Annotated in this window: 12 protein-coding genes; 4 read left to right on the top strand and 8 right to left on the bottom strand. The window is 30.6% G+C overall.

From position 1 onward, the window contains the following. The first annotated feature begins 117 nt into the window (after positions 1-117). From N456_RS08070 to N456_RS08085, 4 genes are read left to right on the top strand one after another with little or no spacing between them, the layout of a single operon-like run. On the top strand, positions 118-1,113 hold the full coding sequence (locus N456_RS08070; RefSeq protein WP_062055753.1) for an NAD(P)H-dependent glycerol-3-phosphate dehydrogenase: 996 nt from the start codon (positions 118-120) through the stop codon (positions 1,111-1,113). A 40-nt stretch (positions 1,114-1,153) separates the two neighbouring features. Further along, a complete protein-coding gene (locus tag N456_RS08075) occupies positions 1,154-1,618 on the top strand; it encodes a nuclear transport factor 2 family protein (protein WP_062055755.1) in 465 nt (154 codons plus the stop codon). Between the two features lie 12 nt (positions 1,619-1,630). After that, complete coding sequence (locus N456_RS08080; protein ID WP_062055757.1) at positions 1,631-2,482, top strand: sulfurtransferase; 852 nt, start codon at positions 1,631-1,633, stop codon at positions 2,480-2,482. Positions 2,483-2,515: 33 nt separating this feature from the next. Further along, positions 2,516-3,622 carry a glycoside hydrolase family 3 N-terminal domain-containing protein gene (locus N456_RS08085; protein ID WP_062055759.1) on the top strand — a complete coding sequence of 369 codons (1,107 nt, stop codon included), beginning with the start codon at positions 2,516-2,518 and terminating at the stop codon, positions 3,620-3,622. Between the two features lie 507 nt (positions 3,623-4,129). Here the strand turns inward: N456_RS08085 and N456_RS08090 are convergent. The 8 genes from N456_RS08090 to N456_RS08125 all read right to left on the bottom strand — a co-directional run. Beyond that, complete coding sequence (locus tag N456_RS08090) at positions 4,130-4,474, bottom strand: hypothetical protein (protein WP_062055761.1); 345 nt, start codon at positions 4,472-4,474, stop codon at positions 4,130-4,132. A gap of 311 nt (positions 4,475-4,785) precedes the next feature. Beyond that, entirely contained in the window at positions 4,786-5,091 is a 306-nt protein-coding gene (locus N456_RS08095) for a helix-turn-helix domain-containing protein (protein ID WP_062055763.1), read from the bottom strand. Positions 5,092-5,397: 306 nt separating this feature from the next. Beyond that, on the bottom strand, positions 5,398-6,243 hold the full coding sequence (locus tag N456_RS08100; protein WP_062055765.1) for a DUF4249 domain-containing protein: 846 nt from the start codon (positions 6,241-6,243) through the stop codon (positions 5,398-5,400). Positions 6,244-6,293: 50 nt separating this feature from the next. Further along, a complete protein-coding gene (locus N456_RS08105) occupies positions 6,294-8,678 on the bottom strand; it encodes a TonB-dependent receptor (protein WP_062055767.1) in 2,385 nt (794 codons plus the stop codon). A gap of 375 nt (positions 8,679-9,053) precedes the next feature. Beyond that, positions 9,054-9,977, bottom strand: coding sequence for a cupin-like domain-containing protein (locus tag N456_RS08110; RefSeq protein WP_062055769.1), 924 nt, complete (start codon positions 9,975-9,977; stop codon positions 9,054-9,056). Positions 9,978-10,058: 81 nt separating this feature from the next. Beyond that, on the bottom strand, positions 10,059-10,976 hold the full coding sequence (locus N456_RS08115; protein WP_062055771.1) for a cupin-like domain-containing protein: 918 nt from the start codon (positions 10,974-10,976) through the stop codon (positions 10,059-10,061). 133 nt (positions 10,977-11,109) lie between these two features. After that, the gene (locus N456_RS08120) at positions 11,110-12,456 is read right to left on the bottom strand and encodes an MFS transporter (RefSeq protein WP_062055773.1); all 1,347 of its coding nucleotides are present in this window, start codon (positions 12,454-12,456) and stop codon (positions 11,110-11,112) included. Between the two features lie 256 nt (positions 12,457-12,712). Then, a partial coding sequence (locus N456_RS08125) for a non-ribosomal peptide synthetase (protein WP_148639240.1) occupies positions 12,713-16,123 on the bottom strand: 3,411 nt, incomplete at its 5' end.

Here is a 16,123-nt window from a genome sequence, read left to right on the forward strand (position 1 = left end):
CGTGAATTTTCAATTTCACTTAATTGAAAACCAAAACATGTGCCAAACTTATAACAAACTAGTAATCAGGTTTTATTTTGAATTGGATTTTCTTATTTTTGAAGCCACAATATTTTTATGGAAAAAATGCTAAAATTTGCTGTAATCGGTGGTGGTAGTTGGGCAACTGCCATTGTAAAAATGCTTACCGAAAATCTTAATGAAGTAGGTTGGTATATGAGAAGTACCTATGCCTTAGAACACTTAAAGAGACAACAACACAACCCCAATTATCTAAGCTCTGTCGAGTTTAAAAATGAACAGCTTAAACTTACTAATGATATAAATGAAGTAGTTGCGTATGCAGATTATCTGATTTTTGTAATACCATCTGCATTTTTACATAGTGAATTGGCTAAACTCACAATTTCTTTAGAAGATAAAGTGATTTTTTCGGCAATCAAAGGTATTGTTCCCGAAACAGGTCGCATTGTAGGGGAACATTTTAATGAACAATATAATATCCCATTTAGTAATATTGGGGTTATTACTGGGCCTTGCCACGCAGAAGAAGTTGCATTAGAACGCTTATCTTACCTCACTATTGCCTCTAATGATGAAGAAAAAGCTCAAATTATGGCAAATCATCTGTGCAGTGACTATATTAAATGTAAGGTCAGTGATGATATTATCGGTACTGAATATGCAGCAGTACTTAAAAATATCTACTCCCTCGCAGCAGGTATAGCACATGGACTTGGATATGGTGATAATTTTCAAAGTGTTTTAATGAGTAACGCAATTCGTGAGATGAAACGTTTTATCAAAAAAGTACATAAAATGAAACGTAATATTAATGATTCTGCATATTTGGGTGATTTATTAGTAACAGGATATTCGGTTTTCTCTCGTAATAGGATGTTTGGTAATATGATTGGTAAAGGATATACCGTAAAAAGTGCTCAAATGGAAATGAGCATGATTGCAGAAGGGTATTATGCTGCAAAAACAGCCTATGAACTTGATGCTACAAAAGCTACGCGAACACCTATTATTGATGCTGTACATGCTGTTTTATATGAGAATAAAAATCCTAAAAAAGTATTTAAAAAACTTACGGATAAGCTAGATTAATTATTCTTATCTTCATACCTCTGATTTTAGTACAAGTCTTATGAAAGAGCTTATCGAAATATTCTATACTGGACTTAGCAATCGTGATGCTGAGGCAATGCTATCATGCTATCATGATGATGTTATTTTTGAAGATCCTGCCTTTGGAAAATTAAAAGGGGATAGAGCAAAGGCTATGTGGCGTATGTTATGTAAAAATGGGAAGGATCTAAAAATTGAGTTTTCTGAGATTGAAAGTACTATAAACACTGGGAAAGCACACTGGGAAGCTTGGTATAAGTTCAGTAAAACCGGAAGACTTGTTCATAATAAAATCAATGCGCAATTCGAATTTAAAGACGGTAAAATTATAAAACATATTGATCATTTTAATCTACATCGATGGGCTTCTCAGGCTATAGGATGGAAAGGAAAATTGCTTGGCGGTACAGGTTTTTTTAAGAAAAAACTAATTAAACAAACCAATAAAATGCTCGATAAATTTATGACCCTCCCATCTTTATAATCCCATCAACCTATGAAATCATTACAAATCGTACAACCAATCGTATCTGTCAATTGGCTTTCTGAACACTTAGATCATCCTGATCTAGTACTTTTGGATGCAACAATAAAAAAAATAGCTTCTAAAAAGGACGAAAAAAAATCAAATTTAAAGATTAAGGGAGCACGCTTCTTTGATATCAAAAATACATTCTCTGACAAAGACACTGATATTCCTAACATGTTACCTTCTCCAGAGGCTTTTGCTGAAGCCTGTAAAGCATTAGGGATTAGTTCTCATCATACAATAGTAGTGTATGATACATTAGGGATCTACTCTAGTCCTAGAGTATGGTGGATGTTTAAAGTGATGGGACATCAAAACGTAGCTGTATTAGATGGTGGATTTCCTGCTTGGCAAAACGCTAAACAACCTTGTGAAACAGATGATACATCCCAACAAGTATATCATCTTGGTAATTTTAAAGCTACTTATATCTCTAAGCTCGTTTCAAATACCAAAAGTATACTCCAAGAGATGAATACTAAAACTACCCTAATTCTAGACGCACGCTCTTCTGGGAGGTTTAAAGCAATAGAACCAGAACCCAGAGAAAGTCTTAAAGGAGGACATATTCCGAACTCAATCAATTTGCCGTACACCAAAGTATTGAACAATGGAAAAATGAAATCTCCTACGGAGTTACAAGAAGTACTAAAGAATTTTAATATCGAAAATAAAAAACTGATCTTTACATGTGGATCAGGAATCACTGCCTGCATAATCATGCTCGCTACTGAACTGACAGAGCACCAAAATGGATCAGTATATGATGGTTCTTGGAGTGAATGGGGACAATTAGATGGAGTACCTATCCAATGTTAAACATAAATCAAAATACTTGCTTAATATTTTTATATGAATTATTTTTTACGATTAACTTTTTGCTTTGTATTACTATCAATAACTAGTTATGCTCAAAAAGTACAGAAGTTTAGTTTACAGGATTTTTATAACTATAATGCTGAATTAGAATATACTGTAGACTCTATCTATAACACATTAAATGACCGACAAAAAGTAGCTCAAATGATTATCACTTCTGGTGGAGAAATAGGTAAACCCGAAGCTACAGTTCAAAAATTAGCAATGCAAGATGCTATTGGAGGTGTCGTATTTTTAAAAGGTCATAAACAAAAACATATAGACAATATTACTACGCTTAACAATATTACTACAAAAAATAAAACCATTCCACTGCTGTTTAGTATGGATGCTGAACCTAGTTTATTTTCTAGTAGAATTAAAGGAGCACAAAATGTAGGCAAAACTATTGATATCAAAAATGAAACACAATCTGATTCCGTTGTAACCATTATAAATCGCGAACTTAGAGACATGGGTGTCCACCATAACTATGCTCCTGTACTAGATATTAGCCCTAACAATGAAGCTATTAAATCTAGAAGTTATGGAGATAATAAAGAAACTGTGATTCAACTAGCAAATCAATTTATAAAATGTACACAAGAAGGAGGCATTATTGCTACTGCAAAACATTTCCCTGGTCATGGACTTGTAAAAGGTGATACTCATAAACAAAGTGTATATATTGATGGTCCATTACAAGAAGTAGATAACTATAAAAAAATTATTGAAGACGGTGTGCTCTCCATAATGATTGCGCATATTACTATAAAAAATAATCTAACGTATGATACCAATGGATTACCATCTAGCTGTTCTCGAAAAATTATTACTGGCTTATTAAAAGAAAAGATGGGATTTAAAGGCGTTATTATATCGGATGCTCTTAATATCATGAAAGCTGTTACGATTTTAGACAATGCACCTTTATTAGCTTCCAAAGCAGGCTGTGATTTAATCCTAATGCCTCAAAACGAAATAAAAACCATTGATACTATTCTTGCAGAAATAACAACTAATGCAGCTTATAAAAAGCAAGTGATGCAGTCTGTTAAGAAAATTTTGAGATTAAAAATTTGTGCAGGAGTAATTAAATAATCAAAATAGCAATCATACACTAAACTCAATCAACTTTAATTTACTATACATTTTGCTTTTTTCTATACTCTAAAATCGAAATTATTATATAGTAGAATTCCAGATTGAGAGAAAAAAGAATGGTAATAGGTACCAAAACTTGATATTCTTTTTTCTCTTTATGAGTTAAATACGAATACAACATACTTGTACTATCTATAAATTTAACTTACTAATAAAAATCTTTCTAACAAATTATACCTACATAATTTAGTAGAATAACGCTACATATTATAAGAACTAATATCGTTGCATACCTCTTTTTTTAAAATTCTATATTAATAAGAAGTATTCTTATCAACTATAATTATAAAAAACATAGCATTCTATGAATTTTATAAAAATATTTTTTTTAAACCAATCATTGATCTTAAATCATAAAAAACAGCTAATCACATTTTAGTTTAAAATAGAATAAATATTTTAAAAACAATAGATTACCTCACTTATGTATTAAAAATGTTTAAATTATTTTTTTTGTTCATTATATAATTTGACTCTTAGTTCCACGTAAAAATCAAAAATAATAGCTTTAACAGCATTATGATTATCCAAGTTAATCTTTAAAACATAGCTGTCTAACATATCATGGTACCATTTCCATAAAGTATCTGTTCTATCTCTAAAGCCCATTAATGATAAAATCGCTATACCAAGTTCAAAGCTAAAAAAAGAAGTATCAAATCCTATTATACTTAATTGATTGATTAGTTTAGCACTTAATAATTCATTTCTAATAAGAAATAAAATTAAATCTTCATTTGTAGATAGTCTAAATTGTGGGAAATCCTGAGTTTCTAAGTCTATTTTCATAGGTTCATTTGTTATTTTAATGGTCTTATAAAATTAGTGGAGTTCCCGGCCTTTGCTAAAGCAAGTATTTTATGATTTCTAAATACTGCCAAGTGCTATATTCTTAAAAGAAGCGGGTAATATGTATTTTCTAGTATAAAGAGTTTAAAATAGTATATGCTAATCAAAACTATATTTTCTCTTTAAAAATATTTCTAAATATGGTAACTAATGAATAGAATTACTGGGTAGGAAAATATAATTCTAATTCTTTGTGCCCAATAGTTATTTCAATTGTATAAATAAGTTAAACATACTGTTCATTATTTATATTATTTTTTTAGCGTTTTACGGTATTCTGCTTTTTCTTCTGCAACTTTAAGTAGTTCTGTAGAACAATCCATTTGATAAATATGTTTAGCCATTTTATCACTTATATATTCGTTACGTAACTCCTTAGTGTCAAGGTCAAAAATTGCTGCCAATTTAGAGAGTTTTTTCTCATCAAAATTACGTTTACCATTTTCAATTTTACTCAGGTTAGCAGAATCTAGCTCTAATTGAGCAGCTAACTGGGTTAGTGTAAACTTATTTTTTGTTCTCAATAATTTAATATATTCCCCAAAAGTTTCCTTCATATGACTTGTCATTATGTGACAAATATATTGTTTTTTATAAATCTATCATAAGAAGTCTATCATTTTTATGATAAAATATTTACTTGTACTTAACTAAATTGATATCAAAGGTAAATCATATAAATAAGAATAATACTAAAAAAAAAGACTGTCCTCTCACAGACAGCCTTTTACCACTTAAAAATCTCATTTATATATTCCTACATAATTCTTACTTATATGCTCCCTTTTTATTTTAATTAGATACTTATTTTATTTAAAAAACTTTCCTTTTCTCTCCTGTTTGCTTAAAGGATATTTAATTTACTATAAAATCGTATATGTTTTGCTAACAGATTGAGTTAATCTAAAATATCCAAAAGCATAATTCTTTTTATTTGTAGTATTTATACAATTACCACGCAACGGAGCTGGAATAGTACTAAAGGCATCCCCACTACCTTCTGACTGCCCAATTAATAACCGCATATAATTATAATACCTTTCTGATGCTCCAAATAATTTAATGTCAATAATATCTCCTGGAACAAACTCTTCTATTTTATTTTTTTTATCTTCTAATTTTTCAAATTCAAAACTCTTCTCATTCCCATTTGTAAATTCATCTGAATCATATCCTAGTAAAGGTAATACATCTCCTCGTTCAAGAAATTTCACTAAATAAAAGTTTTTTTCATTTACAGGGTCATTAAAAAAGACCTTAATTTCTATAGCATCTGTATCAGTTCCTTTATCTTTAGATTGTTCGATATTCGAGATATCACTAACTGGCGTCATGGTTTCTTTGGCGATATATGTTTCATTATTATAGATAACCTCTAAAGTGTATGATTGATTTAATACAGGAACAAAGTCTGCAATAGTATATGTACCATCATTTTGATCTATAAAAATAAAATCTGTACCATCATTATCATTAATTACCTTTACTGAAGCGCCAACTACTTTTTTGTAAACCACAGAATCAAAATATGGCGTAGATTCGCTTAATTTTATTGTTTGTACATTTCCTGAAGTTCCTTTTTCCCAATCTAAAGAAGCCTCTATAACAAGTCTTGAATCTGTTTTTGGGATATCTACATTAACGACATCTGTACAGGATGTAAAAGCAATAATTACAATCGAAAGTACACTGATTATATATGTTTTCATCTTTTTATTTTTTAAATATTATTTTAGAATTATTTTAGAATTATTCATTCCTAAAACTTAAAATTATAAGATACTGAAGGTATTATTGAACCAAAAACAGCTGTCCTTGTAGCTTCATTAACTCCTGTTCCTTGGTTTTGTGTAAAAGATATTGATGCTGCATTTCTACGTGCATATAGGTTATATATTCCAAAAACCCATTCTCCTTTCCATCTTCTATGAGGCTTATTATTGGGTCTATAAGTTGCAGAAATATCTAATCTATGATATGCTGGTAATCTATTAGCATTTCTGCTAGAGTAACTCGCAATAGATAGGCCTTCATATTGATATTGTGCGTTTGGATATGTTACTGGTCTACCAGTCTGAAATACAAAATTAGAACTGAAAGTCCATTTATCATTTAGTTTATAAATACCTGTAATAGAAATATCATGAGTTCTATCATAAGCTGCATTATACCAATCTCCATTATTGATACCAGGACCTTTAACATTATCCCCCAAGGTTCTTTGTTCTGCTTTCGAAATCGTATATGCTAACCATCCTGTAAAGTTTCCTTTGCTTTTTCTAAATAAAAATTCTAGCCCGTATGCTTTAGCTTCTCCATTTAATATTTCTGTCTCTATAGTATTTTGTCCTATTAAATCAGAACCATCTATATAATCTAACCTATTTTTTATAGTTTTATAATATGCTTCTACTTCTAGTGAATACACATTATCTGTAAAGTTCTTAAAATACCCTAGCGCATATTGATCTGATAATTGAGGTTTAATAAACTTACCACTTGGTGTCCATACATCTAAAGGGGTTACAGAAACCGTATTAGATAGTAAATGTATATATTGACTTGTTCTAGAATATCCTGCTTTTATAGATGAGGATTCTGTAAGTTGATATGACAACCCCATTCTTGGTTCTATATTACCATAGCTTTTTATTGTCTTTCCTTTTTTATATACTGTTTCTCCTGTCTCTATTCCTTCTTCATAAATTTCTAAATCTTCATTATACACCACAGGTTGATCATTTCTATAATTTTTTAATGTTTGCCCTCCTTGCCTTGAAAATGTACTATAACGCAATCCATATTGAGCTGTTAATCTCTTCGATATTTTATGTTCGGCACTTATGTATAAACCTGTTTCAAAAGCTTTTTTATCATCTAGTTTTGTATAATTTATTGGCGAAGTTGATGATGTTGGTTTAATTTCACCAGGAGTAAAATCATAGGATATTATGTTTCCTCCAAAATCTAATTTAAAATTATTACTAGCATAATATTTAAGATCATATTTGAGATTATAATTTTTAATCGATGATATCCAATCGAATTCAGAAGATTTTAAAGTTAATTCATAGTCGTATTTACTATATATAGCAGATAAATTAGAAAATAATTTATCAGTAAAAATGTGATTCCAACGTAAATTACCTGATAGATTACCATAAGAGCTTTCAAAACTTTTTCCAAAATTAAACACATCTCTACCAAAATATCCCGAAAGATATAGCTTATTGTTTTCGCTTAATTTATAGTTTGTTTTTAGGTTAACATCATAAAACTTAACCTTACTATCTTTTAGATCCTCTAAACCACTCATAAATAAATGAGCATAAGAACCTCTTCCCGCAACTAAAAAGGACCCTTTTTTATTAAACATTGGTCCCTCTACTGCTAATCTACTAGAGATGATACCAACCCCACCTGTAAGACCTATTTTTTTATTATTCCCATCTTTTTGGCGAACATCTAAAACAGAAGAAACTCTACCTCCAAACCGTGCAGGAATACCTCCCTTATACAACTTAATATCTTTTATAGCATCAGCGTTAAAGACAGAAAAAAAACCCAATAAATGAGAAGAATTATAAATGATAGCTTCATCTAATAATATAAGGTTTTGATCAACCGCACCTCCTCTAACATTAAATCCACTAGTCCCTTCTCCACTATTAGTTACTCCTGGTAGGGTTTGAATTGATTTTATAATATCTACTTCTCCTAACACCACAGGCATTTTTTTCATTGTTCCTGCTTTTAGCTTAGAAACACTCATTTCAGGTTTTTTAATGTTAACATGCCCTATTTCTTCTGAAGTAATAATAACTTCATCAAGCTCCTCTGATGTCGTAACCATCTCAAAATTTAGTTTCTTATCACCATCCAAAGTGATTTCCTGAAAGATATCATCATATCCCATATAGGAAATAACTAATGTGTATGAACCTGCTGGAGCTGTTAAAGAATAGAAACCATATTCATTAGTAATTACTCCTATTGTTGTATCTTTAAAAAAGACTGAGGTTCCGAATAAGGTTTCTCCATTACTTATGTCGCTTATAGTACCACTTATAGTATGCTTTTCTTGAGCTGACGCCTGATATAAAAAGGATGTGAATAGAATAAGTGTGAGAATTGTTTTTTTCATTTTTAGGTTTTAATGAGTTAAATTAATAATAGTAACATACAGTATTTACGAATTTGACTGTATTAAAGTTTTTGTATAAAAAACTTATTTAATCATATTTTTGTTACACATAATACTATATTGATATTCAGTTGGTATAAAAAGGAAGGTTTTATCTCTCCTACCATTTTACTCATAGACAAATTGAATTTATAATAGTTGCATATCAATTATCATATTTTTTTAATCAATTATTATTTAGTTTTGGTTTACAGTTTTAATGGGTAATAAACTTAGAATCAATCTGTTTCTTATTATTAAAAAAGTAGATACTAATCAAAAAAAAGTGGAAACTAGAAAGTCTCCACTATAGAAAATATAAATTTTATTTAACTTTTAGGCAGTCATCTCACTAGCCGCAAATTTTTTCCTAAAATAACTTATAATCTCTTCTGCACTAGCTGTATCAGAGACTTCTCCTTTTATAAAATACTTAAGAATTTCTAGTTGATCATCTTCTGGATTATTCTTTATATGATTACATAGTGTTTCTAATTGCTTGGCATGTACAAAATTCCAAGTGATTGATATACTATCAGATACACAAGTAACATCATGAAACCAACCTGATGGAAATAAAATAATTTCTCCTGGAGATAATACATCTTCATAATCATGAGTTATATCTGAGAAACTAGGAAATTTGTTAAGGTCTGGATTTTTAACATCTACAAAATCTCCATTATTCATAACATTTTTTTGCTTGTCTGGACCATAAAGATAGAAGTGTTTTTGACCATAGAACTGACACAAAACGGCATTACTCATAAAAGGGTCTTTGTGTAATCTTGTTCTTGAGCCTTTTCCTGAAATAAATAATCCTTTATACGGATAATTATACTCTGTAATACTCTTTGAATCACTCCCTTTGGTACTTGGCACTGCTAAGGATGTGCTAGGTACAAAATAGGGTTGACTCCAAAAATTCTTTAACGAATCAAAAGCTTTGTCTGACCAATAAAAATCAACTTCTTTTAATTTTGTATACCATCGCATGTATTGCTTAGACAATCCTTCTTTCTCGCTTCTAAAAAAATTAGCATCTATGTATTTTTCAAGCGGTTGAATGGTCTGTAAATCAAATAAATCGTTATAAACTTGTACTTTATGATGCCCAAATTCTTTCTTTATATATTCGGGTTTAAATTTCTCTAAATCCCAATTCTCCATAGCATCTGTTACAATCACAGGCTTATTAGATACGATATGTTCTTCTATAAATTTTTCTTCGGTTATACTTTTAACTCTAGGTACTTTCATTACTCATTAATTTTTAATTACACATTATTTTAAAAAGAATTTTTAATTCTTATTCTATTATCTTAGATTATATTTTTAGTATCAACTGACATAGTTTAGGTATGATTTATAAAATGGAAATATATATTTTGCTGGAATTCTAAGTCTAAGCCCTAGATAAACTAACATATTATAATATACATTTTTTCTCGGTGCTCCTTTCCATAATGTTCCAACTCCTTTTTTTGCACTTTGGGGTGTATGCCAATCAATATTAAAAGATATTGATTTACTTAATCCATGAACTTGATGAAGCATACCTGGTGGCATATATAAGATGTCTCCAGGGTTTAAAACAGCTTCCATAATTTTTACTCCTTTAGCATTAGGGAATTCCTCATAGTCGGGGTTTTGAGGATCAAACTTTGCCCATCTCCAACCTTCTATATAACAATCATCTTTTTGATTTATATCAATTAAAATAAATTTCTTTTTCCCTACAACCTGAAAAAATAAATTATTAGTTAACAATGTATCAAAATGCAATGGGGTTAAACTACCTGTTGCTCCCATAAAAAATTGTATGTAGTTTTGCCATTCTGGCCAATACCACTTTGGAAATAGTTCTTTAGGAAAAGGTGCTATATCTGATAAATACTCAGGAAACATATAAAAAAAAGGAATATCATGTAAATATCCTAAAGGCTCTGTATTAAGTCCTAATTTCAAGTCTTGTTCATATTTATCCAAAAGTTCTATATAAGTACTTAACAACATTTTCTCTCGTCTCCCTTCTTTTACCTTACCCATTTTTATAGGCACTTTTATCCCATTCTCCTTAGATTTGAAATATTCAGTATCCCAATTTAAAGCGTTCCAATCCGAAGTCATATTTCTAATGACAACGGGTTTTCCTTTATTTACAAAATCGTTATAAAATATATCTCTAGTAATATGATCTACTATAGTTATATGTTCAAATAATTGTAATTCATCTATTTTTGATTGAAGTTTTTCCATTATTTATTTACTAAAAATGTATACTTATTGTTTATTTTTTTCAAAAAAAAATATTATTGATTATTACATTTTCTTTTGAAGTTATAGAGTCTCTATTGATTATTGATAACCATATATTATATAGAAGTATGGATTATACTAATACATCTTCATTCTTTTCTGTTTCTGCTATCTTTTCTAATTCCTTTTTTTCTGCTTCTTTTTTCTGTGCCTCTTTTTCTAATTCAAAACTATATAGTTTATCTAACTCACTTACTGGTTTGCTTCTGCTATATAAAATTGAAAATATAATTAACGAAATTCCTGCTATTGTAAATACTCCTATTATTGCTGGAGTTGTAATTGTTCCTGGAAAATGACCCAATACTTCTGGAGGTAAATCTTTTAAAAAATGTTTTAAAGTATCTACTAAAAATCCTGATAGTAAGAAAGCTAAAGGACCAGCTCCTCCTACCACTAATTCCTCAAAACCGGCTAAACGTCCCATCATTTTTACTGGAATAATTGTTTGAGAAAATGCTTCGTTTATAATATCAGAAATTGTAGCTACCATTATTACCAACATTCCACCAATAGCTAAGACATATATATCAACATTTATCCAGAGTAGTGCAAGAATTACCCCTACAAAAATATTAACATAAGTAATTTTTTGAATTGGTTTTTTAAAGCTTGATGTACTTCCCATAATAATACCACCGACCAATGTTCCAAGACCAATGCATGTTAAAACAATTCCTAATACATATTCATCTGAAAAATCTAGTATTAATGGTGTAAATAAAACTTCCACTAACCCCATAAAGAAATTAATCCCAAAGAAAAAGATGAATAAATGAACCAATGCTTTTCTTTTTTTCAGGAAATTCTTTATTGTTTTCCAATCATTTTTCATACTAAACTCTTCATCAGACTGCTCCACCACTACAAAGTTGATCATTAAAAAGGCTAGTATAGCTATCGAAAAAGTAACTACATCAATCAAAAATATGTTACTCATCCCTATCATTTTATACAGTACAGGAGCCAAAATTGGAACTCCCATACCTATAATAGCAAATAGAGTAGCCGTCATCCCTTGAGCTTTTATTAATTTATCTTTAGAAACTAGAGCTGTAGTAGCTACAAAAAAGGCAGTAAAAACAAAAGTGCTCGCTACAGATCCTATTCCCGACACTACCATAATATGCCATGGTTGCAATTCTCCTATATTATAAAGTAACATGAGGAGAATACTTCCTATAGCAGCAACCAATTGCCCATAGATAATCATCTTCTTTTTGTTCCAACGATCTACAAAGCTACCTATAAACGGAGCTAAAAAAACGGCAGGAGCAGCTTCAAAAAACCAAATAATAGCATAAGATGACACAGAACCTTCTGGTTGATCAAGTACCCATACGCTTAAAGCAAAATCTGTTAAATCAGTACCAAATAACGAAACCATTATTAGCGATGCGTACATTAAATATTTCTTCATTTATTTATTTATTTACTGTTAATATTTAATCTGTAAAAAAAATCAACTTATACAACACCTCGATCAATTTGATTAACCTAAACTATATAAGTTATTAGCAAACAAATGAAATTGAAAAAAAAGCATAGTTGGATTACTAGTAAGGATGCATTTATAAAAGTCATGAAAACTATTTTTTTTCAAAAAAATAGTTGCTTGATTATTTTCTTAAACAGCTATCATTAATTTCTAATATAAATGCATCATTTTTTTGATTTTAAACCCCCTCCATATATTCTTCTTGGATAGAGCGTTGTTTTAAGTATGTAATAATTTCATTTACATGAGGAGGTTCTAACATAGTCTCATGAGTTCCTGAAACTTCTAATACTGGAATATCTTGATCCGTATATTTACTCCATCCTAAGTCTGCCGGCCCCTCATCTTGAAGTGTTTTAAATACTATAATTGGTACATTTTTTTCTACTAAAGTTTGAGGAGAATAATCAAAAATAGCATTTACATTAGCTGTAAAGACCGCAATACGACCACGTATTTGATTTTCTAAATGCAATAGATCTGGATTACTTTTTATTAAACTATAAACCGTATCTAATTGCTCTTCTTTAGATTTTCCTTTGAGTGCTGATTTCTTTACAACAAAATTAGTATTTAATAGTCGATTAACTTCATCAATTGTATAGAGAATAATATCTCCAAATGACTCTTCTTCTTCTGAAGAATCTATCAGGTCTTCCTCAGGAGCAACCCCATCTAAGATAATGAGTTCTTCAATTTCAAATCCACTTCGCTGTAATTGCTTTGCCATTTCATAAGCTATAGTACATCCAAAAGAATATCCTGCTAAACGATAAGGTCCTTCAGAGTCTACTTTTTGCATTTCGGAAATAAATAAAGCAGTCATTTCTTCTATCGTTTTTAAGACTGGGGATATTCCATCTAAACCAGGAGACTGAAAAGCATAAAAAGGCTGATTCTCTCCTAGTGCTTTTGATAGACTAATATATGTCATAGCTGTTCCACCTCCCGGAGGAGCGCAAAAAATAGGTCTCTTATTTCCTTCCTTATTGAACGTTACAAGGATGTCTTTTTCGAATTCTATACTCGAAGACATATAGGAATTTAACGAAGCAATTGTTGGGTATTCGAATAAATGAGCTACTGATATATTTCTATTAAATATAAAATTAATCTTAGAAGTCATTTGTATTACTAATAATGAGTGTCCTCCTAATTCAAAGAAATTATCATATATCCCGATTTTATCTAAATTTAATAGTTCTTGCCAAATATCTACTAATTGTTCCTCCATTTCATTTCGAGGTGCTACGTACTCCTTGGTAGATAAGGTAGTCATATCTGGATCTGGTAATGATTTCCTATCTATCTTACCATTAGTGGTTAGTGGCATTATATCCAAATTAACCCATAATTGCGGAACCATATACTCTGGAAGACTATTCTTTAAATAGTCTTGTACTATTTCTTTATCCAAATCATCTTCTGAGACAATATAACCTATCAATCTATTATTCTCCGAACTATCTCCTTTAGCTACAACACAACTACTCATAATAGATGGATGAGATAATAAAACACTCTCTATCTCACCTAGTTCTACACGATATCCACGAACCTTTACCTGATCATCTATTCTGCCGACAAACTCTATAGTGCCATTAGCAAGCCAACGAGCCAAATCTCCGGTCTTATACATACGTTCTCCTTTAACAAAAGGATTCTCTACAAACTTCTCCTCTGTTAAATCTTCTCTATTCAGATAACCTCTAGCTAATCCTGACCCTCCAACACATAATTCTCCTACAGCTCCTATGGGAAGTAACTGTTGATTCGTATCCAATATATAGATACTAGTATTAGATATAGGTTTTCCTATAGGAACCACTGATGTAAAATCGTCTCCCTCGAAAGTAGTAGCACAAATACTTGTTTCTGTTGGACCATATGCATTAATATATCTACCAAATCGATTAGAAAATGACAATACTTGAGATAATGGCGCCTGCTCTCCTGCAGTAATCAATGTATCTAAAACTGCTAAATCAGACACATCTAATAATCTAAAAAATGCTGGAGGCAAAGTTGCACAACTAATTTTATTACTATTTATAAAATTCACAAAATAATCTATGTCTGATTTCTTATCCTCGGGGATAATAAATAAACTACCTCCTCCTAAAATAGAGGTCAATATTTCTGAGATGGAAGCATCAAAACTTTGACTCGCAAACTGAAGACAATTAGAGTCTGAAGTAATACCAAAAATATCTATCTGTGAATAAACTGTATTAATAATGCCTTTATGCTCTATTAATACTCCTTTTGGTTTACCTGTAGAACCAGAAGTATAAATAACATATGCCAGATTATCAATAGTTATATCTATTACAGGTAACTCTTTAGAATATGAAGTCATTTCTGATTTAAAAACATCCAAAAATGAATCATCTATAATCACTTTACATCCACTATCTGATTCTATATAAGAAATACGATCAGCAGGGTAATTTGGATCTATAGGTACATAAGCACCCCCTGATTTTAAAATCGCTAATAATGATACAACTAGCCATTCGCTACGCTCTAGCCTAACTCCTATTAAATCTTCTAAAACAATATCATTAGTCGATAATAAATAATTCGATAAGCGATTAGATAATTCATCTAAATCTTTATAAGTCAATTCTTTATTTTCAAAAACTAATGCAATACTATCCGGAGAATTATGAACTTGATTTTCAAATAAATCTATCAAGGTCATATCTGATCGATAAGCAACATCTGTAGCATTGAATAGCTCTAATAGTTCATTTTCTTCTGTCAATGTTAACATCGATAAAGAACTAATATTCTGAGTAACATCATCTACAATACTACGTAATAATTCTTGATAATGAACCAACATACGGCGTATCGTAGCTTCTGTAAATAAAGCAGTACTGTACACTATTCCTAAGTCAATACCTGACTCACTTTCCTCAACACTAAGAGTTAGATCAAATTGTGAAGTATTTACTCCATGCTCATAAGGTTCTATAGTTACTCCTTCTAATTCAATATCTTCATCTTCTGGAGTATTTTGTAATACAAACATAACCTGAAACAAAGGAGACGTACTCATATCACGAGTCTTTACAACATTACTTACCACTTTCTCAAAAGAGGCTAGTTGATTGTTATACCCTCCTAAGGTTGTTTCCTTAACACGAGATAATACCTCCCTAAACGTTGGATCTCCACTTAAATCACTACGTAAGGCTAATGTATTGACAAAGAAACCAATCATACCCTCTAAATCCGATTGTGTTCTATTGGCAATAGGAGTACCTACACAAATATCATCCTGACCACTATATCGTGATAACAAGACCTTAAAGCCTGATAGCAATAACATAAACATTGTAACTCCCTCTTGCTTACTTAACAATGCCAAATCAACACACAACTCCTTGTCTAACTCAAATTCAAGACCACAACCCTCACTACTCTGTACAGAAGGACGAGCATAATCCGTAGGTAAAACTAATGGAGAAACATCAGATAACTTCTCCTCCCAATACGATAACTGAGTATCTAACACCGATCCATCAACATAAGAACGTTGCCATAAAGCATAATCAGCATACTGTAATGTCAACTCAGGAAG

This window comes from Aquimarina longa SW024 (assembly GCF_001401755.1).
Taxonomy (GTDB): domain Bacteria; phylum Bacteroidota; class Bacteroidia; order Flavobacteriales; family Flavobacteriaceae; genus Aquimarina; species Aquimarina longa.

Excerpts from the sequence above, each read along its gene's own strand:
- N456_RS08105 (WP_062055767.1), bottom strand. The coding sequence starts at position 8,678 with ATGAAAAAAACAATTCTCACACTTATTCTATTCACATCCTTTTTATAT.
- N456_RS08080 (WP_062055757.1), top strand. The coding sequence starts at position 1,631 with ATGAAATCATTACAAATCGTACAACCAATCGTATCTGTCAATTGGCTT.
- N456_RS08115 (WP_062055771.1), bottom strand. The coding sequence starts at position 10,976 with ATGGAAAAACTTCAATCAAAAATAGATGAATTACAATTATTTGAACAT.
- N456_RS08085 (WP_062055759.1), top strand. The coding sequence starts at position 2,516 with ATGAATTATTTTTTACGATTAACTTTTTGCTTTGTATTACTATCAATA.
- N456_RS08120 (WP_062055773.1), bottom strand. The coding sequence starts at position 12,456 with ATGAAGAAATATTTAATGTACGCATCGCTAATAATGGTTTCGTTATTT.
- N456_RS08095 (WP_062055763.1), bottom strand. The coding sequence starts at position 5,091 with ATGAAGGAAACTTTTGGGGAATATATTAAATTATTGAGAACAAAAAAT.
- N456_RS08075 (WP_062055755.1), top strand. The coding sequence starts at position 1,154 with ATGAAAGAGCTTATCGAAATATTCTATACTGGACTTAGCAATCGTGAT.
- N456_RS08110 (WP_062055769.1), bottom strand. The coding sequence starts at position 9,977 with ATGAAAGTACCTAGAGTTAAAAGTATAACCGAAGAAAAATTTATAGAA.
- N456_RS08070 (WP_062055753.1), top strand. The coding sequence starts at position 118 with ATGGAAAAAATGCTAAAATTTGCTGTAATCGGTGGTGGTAGTTGGGCA.
- N456_RS08100 (WP_062055765.1), bottom strand. The coding sequence starts at position 6,243 with ATGAAAACATATATAATCAGTGTACTTTCGATTGTAATTATTGCTTTT.
- N456_RS08090 (WP_062055761.1), bottom strand. The coding sequence starts at position 4,474 with ATGAAAATAGACTTAGAAACTCAGGATTTCCCACAATTTAGACTATCT.